Source organism: Streptomyces sp. NPDC005774 (assembly GCF_042871645.1).
Classification (GTDB): Bacteria; Actinomycetota; Actinomycetes; order Streptomycetales; family Streptomycetaceae; genus Streptomyces; species Streptomyces pratens.
The window spans coordinates 400,612-416,598 of record NZ_JBIAIV010000001.1 but is presented as its reverse complement, the minus strand read 5'-3'; the positions used below and the strand labels follow the sequence as shown (position 1 = coordinate 416,598).

Below are 15,987 nucleotides of genomic sequence, written 5' to 3'. Positions count from 1 at the left end.
GTCACGGCCGGCCGTGAGGGAGGCGCTCACAGCTCGCCCATCCGACGGATCACCGGAGCCACCCGCTGGACGCCGTGGCGGTAGGCGCCGCGCGCCGCGCGGCGCACGATCTGCCGGACCGGTCCGGGCTCCTTGCCGGCGGCGGGGGTGCCGGGCAGCGGGGTGCCGTCCGGGCCGAGGTGATGGCGGGCGAGCAGGCCGGGCAGATACCCGGGCGCGGTGACGGGCGTGTAATAGGGGGCCAGTTGCGGCAGGTCGCCGGGGCGGTCGAGCAGCTCGGCGATGCGGGCGCGGGCGGTGTCGAAGGCCGTCTCGTACGACCCTCCCCCGGAGGAGGCGTCCCCGGCGGCCACGCCCTGCCGGGACACCCACTCCTCGTCCGGTACGGGCCGGTGGCCGGCGTCGAGCTGGTCCCAGGAGGCGAGGCAGCCGGAGCCGACGAAGTGGTGGTTGCCGAGCGCCTCGCGTACGCCGAGGTCGGTGAGGACCGCGGTGGGGATGCGGCGGTGCAGGGACTCCAGGGCGGCCGTGGAGCTCACCGTGACCAGCAGGTCGGTGCGGTCCAGGACCTCGCCCATGTGCCCGTACACCAGGCGGAAGTTGGCCGGCGGGTCGAGCCGCTGGACCAGTTTCTGGTACGGCAGTTCCTCGATGTGCGTGGTGTGCTCGCCCGGCTTGGAGCGCAGCTTGAGCAGCACCTCACGCTCGGGGTGCCGACGGGCGTGCCCGACCAGCCGGTTCAGCAGGTAGGTACGGTCCCGGCGGTTCTCCGGCACGGAGGGCTGGGCGGCGAAGACGACCGTGCAGGGCCTGCGCCCCTGCTTCGCGGAGGGGTCGTGCTCGCCGGTGTAGGCGGCCCCGCCGAGGAACGGCAGCGCGACCTCCGTCACCGAGCCGGCGTCGGCGCCCACGCCTTCGTACACGGCGCGGAAACGTTCCGCGTCCTGACGGGAGTTGGCGAGGACGAGGTCGGCCCCGTGGCGCAGCAGCAGGCCGTCGGCGAGCTTCTCGTAGACGACTCCGACGTATCCGGTGACGACGACGGGCCGCTTCACCCGCTCTGCCGCGGCATCACCCCAGATCCGCCCGAGCCCGTGCAGCATCGCCTGCACCCCGCCGCCGACCAGGGCGAGGACCAGGAGGTCGTACGGCTCCTCCTTCATCGCGTGCAGGAACTGGACCGCGGTCACCTCGTGGAGGGCGTCCGCCCGGACGCCGACCTCGTCGAGCTGACGGGCGGTGGGAGTCGCACGGCCCCGCAGGAGATAACCGTCCAGACGGATGTCCGAATTCTCCGGGGCAATGCGGTTCGCGGTGAGCGCGCCCCATTTCCACCGGGTGTCGGAATCCGCGAGAACGGCGACTCGCAGGGACTTCGTTGCACTTGCTGGCACAACGAAGACGTTAGGAAGCAATTTCTAGGAGCGGCCCAACCCGAATCCAACAAATGGTGAACAGGAGATCGCCGAATGGGGGATCGACCCGCCCGCCCTCCGGAAAAATGTTCGCTTCACCGCTTCGCCACGCGTCGTTCACCCCGTATCAAGGTTCAGGTAAAGACGAATGACGGGCCGCACCCTAACGTCGAAGACGTGCCCAAGCTCTCCGTCATCGTGCCGTTCTACAACGTGCGCCCCTACGTCCCCGATGCCCTGCGAAGTCTGCGCGCCAACGCGCGGGACGACTTCGAATTCATTCTCGTCGACGACTGCTCGACCGACGGGACCGCGGACCTCCTCGCGCGTGCCGAGCGTGAACTGCCGGGGGCGGTGCTGGTCCGACACGAGAAGAACGGTGGCCTGGCCACCGCCCGCAACACCGGAATCGACCGGGCCCGCGGCGAATACCTGACCTTCCTCGACGGCGACGACTGGCTGGCTCCCGGCTACTACGCCCGGCTGGTCTCCGTCATCGAGAAGCTGGACTGCGACTTCGTCCGCACCGACCATGTGCAGTGCACCGCGCGGTCCCGTGCCGTCCACCGCGTCCCGCACGGCCGGCGCAATGTGGCGCTGAACCCGCGCGACGCGATCCTCCCCGCCCACCGGTCCACCTCCGTCGACTACGCCTACGCCTGGGCGGGCATCTACCACCGCAGGCTCGTCGAACGCGGCGTGCTGCACTTCACCGACGGGCTGCGCACCGCCGAGGACCGGCCCTGGATCTGGAAGCTGCACCGGGAGGCGGAGTCCTTCGCGGTGGCCGGCCTCCTCGGCGTCTTCTACCGGCGCGGCGTCTCCTCGTCGCTCACCCAGATCGGTGACGTCCGGCAGCTCGATTTCATTCGCGCGTTCGACCAGGTGATCGAGGAGACCGCGCGGGACGCCGATGCGGCGACCCTGCTGCCGAAGGCCGTCCGCACCTACTGCGCCATCATTTCCCACCACCTGGCAACCGTCGAAAGGTTCGAGCCGCCCGTGGCGCGACAGTTGAAGGCGATGAGCACCGCCGCGCTGCGGCGCATGCCTCAGGACGTACTCGACGACGCACTCGGCTCGATGGACGCCGAACGCGCCGGCCGGCTGCGGAGGCTGCGCCGCCGCCCCGTGCCGGTTGCGGAGGTCGCCGCGTGACCACGCAGATCTTCATGGCATCGACCCTGTACGGCACGGCCACGCTTGCCGCCGCCCTGGACTCCGGCTGCTTCGCGCCCGCCGACCGGCGGATCCTGCTGGTCTCCAACAACGCGACGACGCCCGAGACGACGCCCGCCGTCGACGAGATGCCCGGGTTCGAGCTGTTGCGGTCCCGGTTCGACGACGTGCTGTCGTGGAACGAGGCCATCTTCCCGTTCCACCCCGGCGGCTGGGCTCCACGGCTCGACGACGTGCCCATATGGGAGCGCTATCTGCGACTGCTCTGGAACCTGGGCGACGACGACCTGACCCTCGCCGTGGAGTCCATCCAGGTCAACCCGGCCCTCGGAATGACGCAGATCTTCACCGACGCGCCCGTCACCGTCTACGCGGACGGCCTGATGAGCTACGGCCCCACCCGCAACAAGCTCGACCCGCTGGTCGGCACCCGGGTGGAACGGCTGCTCCACCTCGACCTGGTGCCGGGGCTCGAACCGCTGCTGCTCACCGAGTTCGGGGTGACGCCGGAGGTGGTGGCGACCCCGGCGTTCACCAAGGTGCTGGCCGAACTGGCCGAGACCGGCGACGACCTGCCGGACGTGACGGAGCCCGCGCTGCTGCTGGGCCAGTACCTGTCCGCGCTGAACATCCTCTCCGCCGAGGAGGAGGAGAACCTTCACGTGCGGATGATGGAGGGCGCGGTGCACCTCGGTCACACGAGGGTGGTGTTCAAGCCGCATCCCACGGCCCCGGCACGCTTCACCCACACCCTGGAGGACGAGGCCGAGCGGCTCGGCGTCGACCTCACGGTGGTGGACACCCCGGTCCTGGCCGAGGTGCTGTACCAGCGGATGCGTCCGGCCCTGGTCGTCGGCTGCTTCTCCACCGCCCTGCTGACCGCGTCCGTCCTGTACGGGCTGCCGGTCGCCCGGGTCGGCACCGAGACCCTGCTGGACCGGCTGAAGCCGTTCGAGAACAGCAACCGCGTCCCGGTCACCATCGTCGACGCGCTGCTGCCGGAGCCGACGGACGGGGCGGCGGTCGCCGAGGGGCGCGGGCGCATGGACACCGACGCACTCGGCGACCTCGTACGGACCGTCGGGTTCACGATGCAGCCGAAGATCCTGCCGGAGCTGCGGCCCGAGGCCGAGCGATACCTGGCGACGCGGCTGGACGACGGAACCTGGCGGTACTTCAAGAAGCGGCGGCTGACCTCGCTGGGCCTGCCTGGCGGCATTCCCCAGCGCTTGTCGTTCCTGCCGCGCAACGCGACGGCGCGCAAGGTGGTACGCCGCGCCCGGTCTGTCCGTCGCGCGCTCAAGCGGTGAGGCACACGCCCGGCGGGGCCCGCGGGTCCGACGCGCGACCGTGTGGCCGGACCGACGCATGCGGACGGACAGCAGGCCCTGTACGCGCCACGGCGACAGGTCGGTCCATGGCCTTGCGACTGGGCCGGCACGGGACGAAGCGGAGACCGGCGCGCCACGGAGCGGGCGGGCCGACGCGTGGCCGGGCAGTAAGCACCGGATGACTGTTCGAAGGAAAGTGTTCACTCGTCGTCCGCTGGAAAGCCGCCCGCGAAGCGTCACGCTCGGGCACATTCGGCCTCCGGTCGGAGAACGGTGGAACGTATGACGAACCCCCTGGCGGGATTGTTCAAGGCACGACAGAAGGAGGCCGCCAGGCTGGATCTGTTCAACCGGGGCATGCGCCTGTGCGGCGAGCACCTCGCGGCACAGGGCGCCAAGCCCACGCCCCGGTTGACCCAGGCGATCGGCACCTTCGCGGCCTCCCTCGCCACCCCGTCCGCCGATCCCTTCGACGCCCTGCTCCAAGTAGGCAAGCGCGCTCTGGAGGCGGGGGGTGACGGCTCGCCGAACCTCGCCCTGGGCGTCGCCGAGACGTCGACCCTGATCCGGCAGCGGTCCAAGGGGGCCTGGCGGCTGCATGGTCTGGCCCTGGACAGGCTCGGCCGCGGCGACGAGGCGCTGGAGTCCTACGAGCGCTACCTCTCACTGCAGCAGAACGGCGGCGCGGCACCCGAGATCGCCCGCAGGATCGACACCCTGCGCCGCCGTCGGAAGTGCCTCGACGAGGCCATCGCGCTCTTCCCCGAGGCCGACTCCCCGCTGCGTGGCCTGCTCGGCGGGCCCACCTCGGCCACATCACCGGAATTCGCCGCCCACGTACGGGCGAAGGTCGCCGAGCACGGCGTGGGCGACCCCGCCGTGCGACGCCTGCTGGAGCTGTACGGCACGTATCGGCGGCTCGTCGAGCGGGACGGGATGCCCGACCCACTGCTCGGCGGAACCACGCCGATCGATGTCGGCGGCCTGCGCGGCCTGGTCGCGGAGCGGACGGTGTGTGTGGTCGCCGACGCGGAGGAGGTCGCCTCGAGCGGTCTCGGCTCCGAGATCGACGGCTACGACCTGGTGGTGCGCTGCGACTCGTTCCGGCTCCGCGCGGAGGGCACCGGTGAACGCACCGACCTGCACGCCGTTTCGCTGCGGGGCGACACCCCGTGGGACGGACCCGCCTGGACCGGGCCGGTCGGCGTCCGGCTCGTGTTCGGCGACCCGGCCGCCGGGTGGCGGCGCGCCCTGCGGCAGCGGCTCGTGTCCGGAGCGCAGGAGCATGTCGGCGACGCCTCCCTGCGCCGTCCCCTGGACGACCCGGCACTGCTGGGTGAGGGCGGCTGGGGCAGGGACACCACCACTGCCTTCACCGTCCTGAGGCTCCTCGACTTCCTGGACGTCAGCCCCCGGCTGGACCTCGTCGGTTTCACCCTGCCCGGCCGACTACGGGCCCGGGAAACCGAATGGGTCAAGGACCGCGCGACGCACATCCACGACAGCAAGATGAGGATCGCCCTGCGATGACCCGCTCCTCCGCGGACGACCGGAGCACGATCACCGGCAGACGCCGGATCGCCTTCGCCGTCCACACCGACCAGGACCGTATATCCGCTCTCCCCGCGCTGATACGCAGCCTGGTGCTGACCAATCCGGGCGTGTGCGAGGACTTCGTCGTCCTGCACCCGGGGCTGCCCGACGCCTCGTTCGACGCACTGCGCCGACTGCACCCGCGCGTCGTCGCACACCGGGCGGACAGCCGTCTGGACGTCCTCGGCCTGGACGGCTACGACACCGTCGTAGCCCTCAGCCCGGCCATGGTCGTCCTCGGCGACCTCGGTGATTTGCTGAGGCTGCGTCACGGGATAGGTGCCGTGTCGCAGTTGTTGCCCGACGGCGAGGGCGGGGAGCGTCGAGCCGTACTGCCGGACGGTCTTCTGGTCGTCCAGCGCACCGATGTGGACGACGCCGTGAAGGCCCGGCTCACCGGCCTCGGCATCACGGGTGACGGCGGTAACGGCCGTCCGAGCACTGCACTCGACGGGGTCCTGACCCCGGCCGACGCGCGGTACGACTTCCTCACCAGCCGCCTGTACGACGACACGCCGGTGCCCCCGCATGTCGCCGTCCTCCGTTTCACCGGCGCGTTCGACGAGCCCGGGTACGCCCCGGCCGCCGAGGCGCGGCGCCGCTTCGAGATGAGCGACGACGACTTCCGGGCCGCCTACTGCGCCCTGCCCGGCGACAAGCACCCCGACCTGCTGGCGCACTGCGCGCCGCCGCTGCTGGAGGCGCGACCCTCCCTCGACCTCGCCCGTACGGTCGCCGACGTGTACCGCCGGCAGAACCGCCACGACGAGGCCGTCGCCGTACTCGCCCCGGTCGTGGCGGACCGGCTGGACGCGCCGCGCTGCCAGGAGACGCTCGCCCTGAGCCTGATGGCGCTGTCGCGCTACGACGAGGCCGAGGCCCATCTGCTGCTGGCGGCGGCCTCACCCGACGCCGCCCCCCGTGCCTTCGCCCAGCTCGCGCGGCTGGCCTGGCTGTGCGGACGCGGGGAGGACGCACACGCCTACGCCCGCGACGGTCTGGAGGCCGATCCCACCGACTCCGGCTGCCACGGTTGGTACGTGCGTACCCGTCCGGCCGGCCCCGAGCCGCGGGAAACCGCTCCTGCCGCGGAGCAGTTGGCGCATGTGGCGCTGTTCGCGGAGGGCCGGGAGAACGCGGGGGACAAGGTCCTGCCCGAGGCCGTGCGGATGTGCTTCGACACCGACACCGGTCCGTACCGCTGGTACCAGCAGCCCGTGCACCGGCTGGTCGACGAGGCGGTGCTGGAGCAGCTGAACGCGCGGCGCGGGGTGGTCGTGGGCGGCGGCGGGCTCTTCCTCCCCGACACCTCCCCCAACGGCAACAGCCACTGGCAGTGGAACGTCCCGGACGACCTCCTGGCCCGGATCACCGCGCCGTTGGCGGTGTTCGCGGTCGGCTACAACGTGTTCGACGGGCAGCTCTACCGCCGGGGCAGGTTCGCCGAGAGCCTGCGCGTCCTGGTCGAGCGGTCGGCGTTCTTCGGACTGCGCAACCACGGTTCGATCGATCGGGTCCGCGAGCTGCTCCCCGCCGAGCTGCGCGACCGGGTGCGCTATCAGCCCTGCCCGACCACGGTGGCGCGGTATCTCGACCCGGGGCCGGCGGACCGGACGGAGCGCAACGACACCGTCCTGGTCAACTGCGCGTACGACCGCGCGGGGCTGCGGTTCGGCCACGACTACGGCCACTTCCTCGCGCAGATGGCCACCGCACTGCGGAATCTGCGGGACCGGGCGGACGTACGCTACGCGGCCCACATGCCGGCCGACGAGAAGTTCGTGCACGACCTGCGCAGGGAGCACGGCCTCAGCCTGCCCGTGGAGCGGCTGTACGACATGTCGAACGACCGGATCCGTGAACTGTACGGCCGTTCCCGTCTGGTGATCGGGATGCGCGGACACGCGGGGATGATCCCCTTCGGCTGCGGCACCCCGATCCTCAGCCTCGTCTCCCACCCGAAGCTCGCCTACTTCCTGTCCGACATCGGCCGCCGGGAGTGGGGTCTGTCCGTGCACGACCGGGAGCTGGGCCCGCGGCTGGCGGAGCGGGCGGGGGCGGTCCTCGACGACCACCCGGCCGCCGTGGCAGACGTCCACCGCGCCCAGGAATTCCTGTGGAAAACCACCAGATCGAACATCGACGAACTGCGGGGAACCTTCGACCTGGCCTGATACACCGGGAATTCACCTGGGCTGCGACTGGAGTTCGCACCACTGTGCCTCGTTCGAGACCGTTCCCTTCGAGTGCGTGGTTAGCCTGTTCTAATCCTTCACTCTTCCTTCGAACGTGAGAGGCCCGCGTGCCGCCGAAACTGTCCGTTGTCGTCCCCATGCACAATGTGGGAGCGTTCGCCGAGAGCACCCTGCGGAGTCTCGCCAACAACGCGGACCCCGACTTCGAGTTCCTGCTCGTAGACGACTGCTCCACGGATTCCACTCCCCGGGTGATGGGCCGCTGGGCGGAAAAGCTTCCCGGCGCCAGGGTGATCCGGCACGAGAAGAACATGGGCATAGCGCAGGCGCGCAACAGCGGTATCGACGCGGCTGCCGGTGACTACCTCACATTCCTCGACGGCGACGACTGGTACGGGCCCGGCTACCTTCCCGAACTGGTGCGTTCCATCGAAGAACTGGGCTGCGACTTCGCCCGCACCGACCATGTCCAGGCCACCGGCACCGAGCGGGTGATCCGGCGGCCCCCGGCCCGGATGCGCAACACCGTGATGGACCCGCGCGACGGAATAGCGCCGCCCCACATGGAGACGATGGTCGACTACCCCTTCGTGTGGGCGGGCATCTACCGCCGACACCTCTTCGACGACGGCGGAATGCGCTTCGCGACCGAACTCCGCACGGCCGAGGACCGGTTGTGGATCTGGCGCCTGCACCTGAAGGCGACGTCGTACGCGTCCCTCGGTCTGCACGGGGTGTTCTACCGGCGCGGGATCGCAACCTCGCTCACCCAGATCAAGGACTCCCGCCAGCTGGACTTCATCCCGGCCTACGACACCCTGTTGCAGGAGCTGCTGAAGGACTCGGAGGCCGAGCGCTTCCTCCCCAAGGCCGTACGGACCTACTGCGCCATGATCGCCTTCCACATCGGCAAGGTGAACGAGTACGAGGCCTCGGTTGCGCAGCGGCTCCGGCGGGAGGCGCGGGCCGCGCTCCACCGCATGCCCGAGCACGTGCTCGAGGAGACCCTCAGAACCATCGACAGCACTCGGAGCAGGTTGCTCAGCCGCCTGCGTGACGGGCGGAAGGCTGCCTGATCCATGTCGCACACGACCCAGATCTTCCAGGTCTCCACCCTGTACGGAGCGGCCACCCTCGCCGCGGCGCTCGACGCGGGCCTCTTCGGACCGCGGGGCGGCGCCCGGCGCATCCTGCTGGTCTCCAACAACGCCTCCGTACCGGAGACCGCGCTGCGCCTCGACGAGATGCACGGTTACGAGCCCATCGCAGGCCGTTTCGACTCGGTGGTCAGCTGGAACGAGACGATCGCCCCGCACCACCCCAGTTCCTGGGGTCCACGCGGCGGCGACACAACGCTGTGGCAGAAGGCGTTCCGCCGTACCTGGGGCATCGGCGAACGGGACCTGATCGAGCTTGCCGTCGAGTCGATCCAGGTCAACCCGGCCCGCGCCCTGGCGGCGATCTTCTCCGAGAGCGCCGTCCACGTGTACGCCGACGGGCTCATGAGCTACGGCCCGACCCGCGAGAAGCTCCCGCTGGCCATCGCGTGTCGCATCCGGCGGCTGCTCCACCTGGACCTGATACCCGGCCTGGAGCCGATGCTCCTGTCCGAGCACGGTGTCGGGCCCGAGATCGTCCCGGACGAGGCGTTCCGCGGGGTACTCGACGAGATCTCCCGGGACGCGGCCGACGATCCCCGGCTGGCGCCCGTCCTGAAGGAGAAGCCGACGGCCGTGCTGCTCGGCCAGTACCTGGCGGCGATCAACATCCTGAGCGCGGAGGAGGAAGAGGACCTCCACGTCCGCATGCTCACCGGAGCCGCGCGCGCCGGGCACCGGTCCGTGGTCTTCAAGCCCCACCCGACGGCACCCGCCGGCTACACGGTGGCGCTGAGCAAGGCGGCCGCGGACGCCGGCATACGGCTCACCGTGCTGGACGCGCCCCTGCTGGCCGAGACGCTGTACCACCACAGCACGCCCGAACTCGTCGTCGGCTGCTTCTCGACGGCCATGGTGACCGCCTCCGCCTACTACGACGTGCCCATCGCCCGGGTGGGCACGGCACTGGTGATGAAGCGGCTCAAGCCGTACCCGAACAGCAACCGCGTGCCCCTGGCCATCATGGACCACCTGGTGCCCGATCTGGAGGGCGGCCGGACCCCGGCCCTGGTCGGCGCGGCCCCCGGGACCCTGTCCCCCATGGTCCGGGCGATCGGTTTTTGCATGCAGCCCAAGACGTACACGGAGCTGCGGGAGCCGACGGAGGCCTGGCTGCGCGACAACCTGGTCGGCAGCCCCGGTTACTACTTCCCCGAGCAGCGGCTGACCGAGCTCGGCCTGCCCGGCAGCAGCCCGCAGTCGCGCGCGAAACTCCGGGTGCGGCGCGCCAAGCGCGTGGTGCGCAGGGCGGTACGGCGCGGCCCCGGCAAGGGCTGACAACCAAGGAGCACGGGGGTCGGTCGCGACCGGCCCTCTCACCCGCCCCCAAGGCCAAACGAAACCCACCCGCCACGGTGGAGCCGTTCGTTCTTCAATTTCCGTACACCGGACCCCCTGAGAGTTGCGCGGTGCCGAATCAGACAGCCGTACGACCGCCGCAGCAGAGCGGCGACATCCCTTCCGGGCAGACTCCCGCTCTGCGGGAACACCGCCTCGACATCGACCTGATGCGGCTGATCTGTTCCGCCACCATCATGTTGGGACACGTGGGCGCCCAGTTCATCAAGTCCACCGGCAACAACCCGGAGAACGGTTCCGGGTCGTACTGGGCGGGACACGTGGCGGAGGCGATCAACCCGTTCGCCGTCCCCATGTACTTCGCCATCGCCGGCTGGGCCGTGCTGGTAGGCGCGCCCCCGCGCGACAGCGCCCGGATGTGGCAGCGCATCGTCCGCAACGTCGTTCCGCTCTTCGTGTGGACGGCGGTCTATCTGGTCTGGGCCTGGCTACGGGACCGCAACGACGAGCCCATGACCGAGCTGGCGACGGACTCCCTCTTCGCGTCCGTACAGCCCGCCTACCACCTGTGGTTCATGTACAACTACATCCCGATCATCGCGCTGCTGGCCTTCGCGATGATGATCAAGGCCGGGAAGCGGCCCTGGGGACTGGGCGCGGCCCTGCTCGGCATCGCCGCCCTGCCGAGCGTACTGACCACGGTTGCCGAGGTCACGGGGCGCGAAATGCCTTCCTCGGCCTGGGGGTTCAGCACCTACTCGCTGGTGTACGCGGTCGGCGGCGCGCTGCTGTTCGCCCTTCCGGCCGGAACCGTGCGGGGGCGCCGGCTGCTGTTCGTCCTGCTGCCGCTCACCATGGTCGGGGCCCTCTGGTACAACACGCGGATCCATTACGTGATGCCCAACGCGCACCTGTTCGTCGCCGCCATGAGCATCTGCGTGCTGCTGCTGATCAGCAGGATCCGGGTTCCCGAGAAGTTCCGGCCGCTCCTTCGGAAGCTGGCCGGCGCCGCGCTCGGCGCGTACATGGTTCATGTGCTGTTCGTCGAGGAGATCGTCGCCCCCCTGGTGTCGCCGGACCTGAGCGGACCGGTGGCGGGGCTGCTGCTGGCCGGTCTGGTGTTCACGGTCATGGCCCTTTCGTTCGCCACCAGTCTGCTGTGGGGCAAGCTGAATCTGCGGCGGTTGCTCGGCTGACCCGGCCAAACGCCGATGTGCGTCGAGAGGCTCCGCCCCACCGGGACGACCGGGCTCACCAGGGGCGGGGCCTTCGTGCGCCCGGCCGCCTCCACAGCACCTGCAGCCCGTAACGGCTCCATACGGAGTTCGCCACTTGTTAACGCAGCGATCGGCTCCACACCCCTCCCCGCCGCGCGCGCCCACCTACCCTGTCCCCCATCCCGCGAACCGCACCACTCTCACCAGCCCTCGACGGATTGAGGTACCCGGTTCCATGAACAGCCGCGCCTTCCTTACCCATGCGACATCCCGGCGCCTGCTGCGCCCGGTCGCCGATCTCATCGACCAGCGCATCGACCGGCGCCTGCGCAAGGCCTCCGCCGCGGACGCGGCGGAGCTGAAGCGGCTCCGTGAAGCCGTGGAAGGCATGGAACGCCAGGCCCTCACCCTCGACCTGCTGCTCGGCTCCCGGGGCCGCGGGCTCTCCCGTGTTGTGAGCCCCGGCCCGCTGAACCGTCTGCACGCCGAGGTGGCCGAGCTGGCCGGGAACCGGGACGCGGCCGTCCGCAATGTCGCCACCGCGTTCCGGCTGCTGGTCGCGCTGGAGTCGCTCGGGGTCGGCCGGATCGCCGGCGGCACCATGAACATCTGCGGCAAGCTCGGCACGATCCCCCTGCTCGACCCGCCGAACGACGAGATCCTCGAGATCGGCACGCTCTACGGCATGTTCTCCACCGGACTGATCCGGATGATGGACCGCGACGGCCGCAGCCCGAACGTGACGATCGTCGACCCGTTCGCCGGTGTGCAGCTCCAGCCCGGCACGCCGCGGCGCAACGACCCCTCCGGCACCCCGGTCGACGAGCAGGCCGTCCGCACCAACCTCGCCCTGGCCGGTCCGGCGGGCGTGGCCGCCCGGATCCAGCGGGGCTTCTCCGAGGACCCCGACACCCGCGCGGCCGTCTCGGACCGCAGCTACGGCGTGATAGTCGTCGACGGCGACCACTCGGCCGAGGCCGTCGCCAAGGACCTCGAATGGGCGGAGAAGATCGCCGCTCCGGGCGGGATCGTCGTCCTCGACGACTTCGGCGATCCCAAGTGGCCCGGAATCAAGGAGGCCCTGGACAAGCACCTCACGGGCGACACCCGCTTCACCTATCTGGGCAAGGCGTCCCACTCGGCGTTCCTCCGGGCTTCCTGACACCCGGGCGGGGGGTGGGCGACGGCGCAGACGCCGCAGACGCCGCAGACAATACGAAGCACGGAGGATTACCAGCGTGACCGAGACGGCCGTCAGCCCGGCGCCGCAGCCCACCGCCGCAGCACCTGCTGGACCTCGGGACACCCCCGCCGTCCCGTCCCGGTCCAGAACCTCCGGCGGTCGTCTGCGTGCCCTGGACGGGCTGCGGCTGGTGGCCGCGCTGATGGTGGCGGCCTATCACTACGGCGGGCGCGGCGGCGATGTCACCACCGCCTGGGGAAGCTCCCCGAAGGACCAGTTCCCCACCCTCCACGAGTACTTCGCCTACGGCTGTCTCGGCGTCCAGATCTTCTTCGTGATCAGCGGATTCGTCATCTGCATGAGCGGCTGGGGACGGCCGCTGCGGTCGTTCTTCGCCTCCCGCGCCTCCCGTCTGCTGCCCGCCTACTGGGCAGCGGTCATCCTCGTGACGGCCGTGTTCGCCCTGCCGGTGGTCGTCTACGAGGCGGTCTCACCCAGCGACGCACTGGTCAACCTGACGATGCTCCAGCAGCCGCTCGGCGCGGACCGGGTGCTGGGGGTGTGCTGGACACTGTGGGTGGAGATCCGCTTCTACGCACTGTTCGCCCTGTTCGTGGTGATGCCCGGGGCGAGCCGGCAGCGGGTGATCCTGTTCTGCGCGGTGTGGACCATGGCCGCCGCGATCGGCGACGCCGCGAACGAGCCACTGCTCGACCTCGTCCTCATGCCCGAGTACGCGCCGTTCTTCATCGGCGGCATCGGCCTGTACCTCGTCCACCGCGACCGCAAGGACGCTTCCCCAAGCTCTCGGCTTCGCTCGAGCAGGGGAGACCCCACTGCCTGGGGCATCGTCGGGGTGAGCTGGCTGATCGGCCAGCGCTACGCGGTCCAGGACCTGTGGCACGCGCCGAGCGCGGACGCCTTCTCCAACCGGTCCTCGTTCGGCATCATCCTGATCGTCACGCTCGGGTTCACCGCGGTCGCCGCCATCGCGCTGGGCCGGCTGAGCTGGGCGGACTGGCGCTGGCTGACCGTCGCGGGCGCCCTCACCTACCCGTTCTACCTGGTTCACGAGCACCTGGGCTGGGTGGTCATCCACGGCCTGCACCGCGGCCTCGGCATCGGCTCGGCGGAAACCTTCGCCCTGACCATCGCGGCGATGCTGCTGCTGGCCTGGCTGCTGAACCGGTACGTGGAGGAGACGCTGACGCCGAAGATCCGGGCGGCGCTGTCCAGGGCGCGCTGAGCGTTTTTCAGTCCACGCCGTACCGCGCCGCGATCCCCGCGATCAGCAGCGCCAGTCCTTCCTCGAAGTGCCGGCCGTAGTCCTCGAAGATCTCCTTGCCCGCCTCGGCCGCCAGCGGGAAACCGGCCATGAGGCGGGCGCGCTCGGCGAGGTCGAAGCCCTCGCGGCGCTCTCCGGGCAGCGGCTCGACGCCCTGCTCCTCAGTGACGAACCCGAGCGTGTAGAGGTACGTCGTGTTCAGCGCGCGGGCCGCCTGGGGCAGGGTGAGGCCGGCGGCCGTGAGCAGGCGCAGGTTGTCCTCCATCTGCTCCGCGTGCACGAGACCGGTGAAGCGTGAGCCGCTGAACACCTTCGCGCCGTCGCGATAGCCGAGCAGCGCCGCGCGCAGTCCCCGGTTGGCCTTCAGCAATCGCTCCCGCCAGGTGTCACCGGCGTCGAGCGCGGCACCGGCCGCCATCCGCCGGTACATCTCGGTCGCCATCTCGTCGAGCAGCGCCTGCTTGTCCTTGAAGTGCCAGTACAGGGCGGGCGCCTTGACGTCCAGTTCCCTGGCGATGGCGCGCAGTGTCAGGCCGTCCAGGCCCACCTCGTTCAGCAGCCTCAGCGCCGCGTCGGCGACCCGTTCGCGGTCCAGGGGCGTGCGTCGTTCCGTACTCACACTTGACAACTTAACACCGTTAAGGCCACGCTCGGCAATGACAGTCACTTAACAGCGTTAAGGAGCGGATCGTGAACGACACCGATGTCCTGATCGTGGGTGCCGGCCCCACCGGCCTCACCCTCGGTATCGACCTGGCCCGGCGCGGGGTTCCCGCCCAGATCGTGGAACGGGCGGACGAACTGTTCCCCGGCTCGCGCGGCAAGGGGCTCCAGCCGCGCACCATGGAGATCTTCGACGACCTCGGCGTGTACGACGCGATCCGCGCGGCGGGCGGAACCTACCCTGCCGGGATGATCTGGCGGGACGGCGAGCGGGTCGGCGAGCACCGGATGTTCGACCCGGTCGGGGCGGACGAGGACTCGCCGTACACCGAGCCCTGCATGATTCCGCAGTGGCGCACACAGCGGATCCTGCTGGAGCGACTGGAGGAACTCGGCGGCAAGGTCGCCTTCGGCCGGAAGGTCACCGGCCTGACCCAGGACGAGGAGGGCGTGACGGCGCGCCTCACCTCCGGCGACACGGTGCGCGCCCGGTACGCCGTCGCCGCGGACGGCGGTCGTTCGGCGGTGCGCCGCGCGGTCGGCATCGCCATGACCGGGGAGGAGGTCGACCCGGGCCCCACGCTCGTGGCGGACGTGCGGATCACCGGCCTCGACCGCGACAACTGGCACATCTTCCCGCCCCGCGACGGCGGCGACGGAAACGGGGCGGGCAGCGACATTCTCGCGATCTGTCCGCTGGCCGGGACGGAGGACTTCCAGCTGATCACCCGCTTCGCGCACGGTACGGAGGTGGACCTTTCCCTCGACGGCATACGGCGGGTCGTCGCCGCCCGCTCCCACCTCGCCCCCGAGGACGTCACCGAGGTCCGCTGGGCCTCGGACTTCCGCCCGCGGGCCGCGCTGGCCGACCGCTTCCGCGCGGGCCGGGTGTTCCTCGCCGGTGACGCGGCACACGTGCACTCCCCGGCAGGCGGGCAGGGCCTCAACACCAGCGTCCAGGACGCCCACAACCTGGGCTGGAAGCTGGGCGCGGTGCTGCGCGACGGGGCTGTCGCGTCCCTGCTGGACACCTACGAGGAGGAGCGGCGCCCGATCGCCGCGCAGATGCTCAGCCTGTCCACCAGCGTCCACCGGGGCGAGACCAGGCGCGGAGCGGCCACGCGCCAACTGGGCCTGGGCTACCCGGCGTCGTCCCTCACGCGCGAGACACGTACGGCTCCCGGCCCGCTGCGGGCGGGCGACCGCGCCCCCGACGCCACGGTGGACGGCGTGCGCCTCTTCGACGCGTTCCGAGGACCGCACTGGACCCTGCTGGCGTTGGGGATGCCGGCTCCCGACATTGACGTGCCCGTGCGGACGGTGCGCGGACCGGCGCACGACTCCTACGGGACGGGGCTGTTCCTCGTCCGGCCCGACGGGTACGTCGGCTGGGCGGGGGACATGGCGGCGGCCGGACTTCCGGAGTACCTGACCCGGTTCGGCGCTCGTCGGCCGCCGGCCTGACCCGAA

Annotated in this window: 12 protein-coding genes; 10 read left to right on the top strand and 2 right to left on the bottom strand. The window is 70.6% G+C overall.

Annotated elements, in window-relative coordinates; translation table 11 throughout:
- Positions 1 to 26 precede the first annotated feature (26 nt).
- Positions 27 to 1,394 (bottom strand): DUF6716 putative glycosyltransferase, encoded by a 1,368-nt coding sequence (locus ACFYQA_RS01910; RefSeq protein WP_388910117.1) that lies wholly within the window; start codon positions 1,392 to 1,394, stop codon positions 27 to 29.
- A 198-nt stretch (positions 1,395 to 1,592) separates the two neighbouring features.
- Here ACFYQA_RS01910 and ACFYQA_RS01905 point away from each other — a divergent pair, with 198 nt between their 5' ends.
- The 9 genes from ACFYQA_RS01905 (at position 1,593) to ACFYQA_RS01865 (ending at position 13,815) form a co-directional block, all read left to right on the top strand.
- Entirely contained in the window at positions 1,593 to 2,573 is a 981-nt protein-coding gene (locus ACFYQA_RS01905; RefSeq protein WP_388910114.1) for a glycosyltransferase family 2 protein, read from the top strand.
- Entirely contained in the window at positions 2,570 to 3,904 is a 1,335-nt protein-coding gene (locus ACFYQA_RS01900; RefSeq protein WP_388910112.1) for an alpha-2,8-polysialyltransferase family protein, read from the top strand. Before ACFYQA_RS01905 ends, ACFYQA_RS01900 begins: the two co-directional genes overlap by 4 nt.
- A 303-nt stretch (positions 3,905 to 4,207) precedes the next feature.
- The gene (locus ACFYQA_RS01895; protein ID WP_388910109.1) at positions 4,208 to 5,455 is read left to right on the top strand and encodes a hypothetical protein; all 1,248 of its coding nucleotides are present in this window, start codon (positions 4,208 to 4,210) and stop codon (positions 5,453 to 5,455) included.
- Positions 5,452 to 7,692: a polysaccharide pyruvyl transferase family protein gene (locus tag ACFYQA_RS01890; RefSeq protein ID WP_388910106.1), complete on the top strand. Its 2,241-nt coding sequence runs from the start codon at positions 5,452 to 5,454 to the stop codon at positions 7,690 to 7,692. The genes ACFYQA_RS01895 and ACFYQA_RS01890 overlap by 4 nt, the downstream gene beginning before the upstream one ends.
- A 128-nt stretch (positions 7,693 to 7,820) precedes the next feature.
- Positions 7,821 to 8,789, top strand: coding sequence for a glycosyltransferase family 2 protein (locus tag ACFYQA_RS01885; RefSeq protein ID WP_388910103.1), 969 nt, complete (start codon positions 7,821 to 7,823; stop codon positions 8,787 to 8,789).
- A 3-nt stretch (positions 8,790 to 8,792) separates the two neighbouring features.
- Positions 8,793 to 10,148 carry a polysialyltransferase family glycosyltransferase gene (locus ACFYQA_RS01880; protein ID WP_388910100.1) on the top strand — a complete coding sequence of 452 codons (1,356 nt, stop codon included), beginning with the start codon at positions 8,793 to 8,795 and terminating at the stop codon, positions 10,146 to 10,148.
- A gap of 131 nt (positions 10,149 to 10,279) precedes the next feature.
- Positions 10,280 to 11,365, top strand: coding sequence for an acyltransferase (locus tag ACFYQA_RS01875; RefSeq protein ID WP_388910097.1), 1,086 nt, complete (start codon positions 10,280 to 10,282; stop codon positions 11,363 to 11,365).
- A 256-nt stretch (positions 11,366 to 11,621) separates the two neighbouring features.
- Positions 11,622 to 12,548 carry a class I SAM-dependent methyltransferase gene (locus ACFYQA_RS01870; protein WP_388910094.1) on the top strand — a complete coding sequence of 309 codons (927 nt, stop codon included), beginning with the start codon at positions 11,622 to 11,624 and terminating at the stop codon, positions 12,546 to 12,548.
- A 76-nt stretch (positions 12,549 to 12,624) separates the two neighbouring features.
- On the top strand, positions 12,625 to 13,815 hold the full coding sequence (locus tag ACFYQA_RS01865; RefSeq protein WP_388910091.1) for an acyltransferase family protein: 1,191 nt from the start codon (positions 12,625 to 12,627) through the stop codon (positions 13,813 to 13,815).
- Between the two features lie 7 nt (positions 13,816 to 13,822).
- Here the strand turns inward: ACFYQA_RS01865 and ACFYQA_RS01860 are convergent, their stop codons facing one another.
- Positions 13,823 to 14,473 carry a TetR/AcrR family transcriptional regulator gene (locus ACFYQA_RS01860; RefSeq protein WP_388910088.1) on the bottom strand — a complete coding sequence of 217 codons (651 nt, stop codon included), beginning with the start codon at positions 14,471 to 14,473 and terminating at the stop codon, positions 13,823 to 13,825.
- Positions 14,474 to 14,544: 71 nt separating this feature from the next.
- On the opposite strand from ACFYQA_RS01860, the gene ACFYQA_RS01855 reads away from it, so the two are divergent.
- Positions 14,545 to 15,981, top strand: a complete 1,437-nt coding sequence (locus ACFYQA_RS01855; RefSeq protein ID WP_388910084.1) for an FAD-dependent oxidoreductase — start codon at positions 14,545 to 14,547, stop codon at positions 15,979 to 15,981.
- The last annotated feature ends 6 nt before the right edge of the window (positions 15,982 to 15,987 follow it).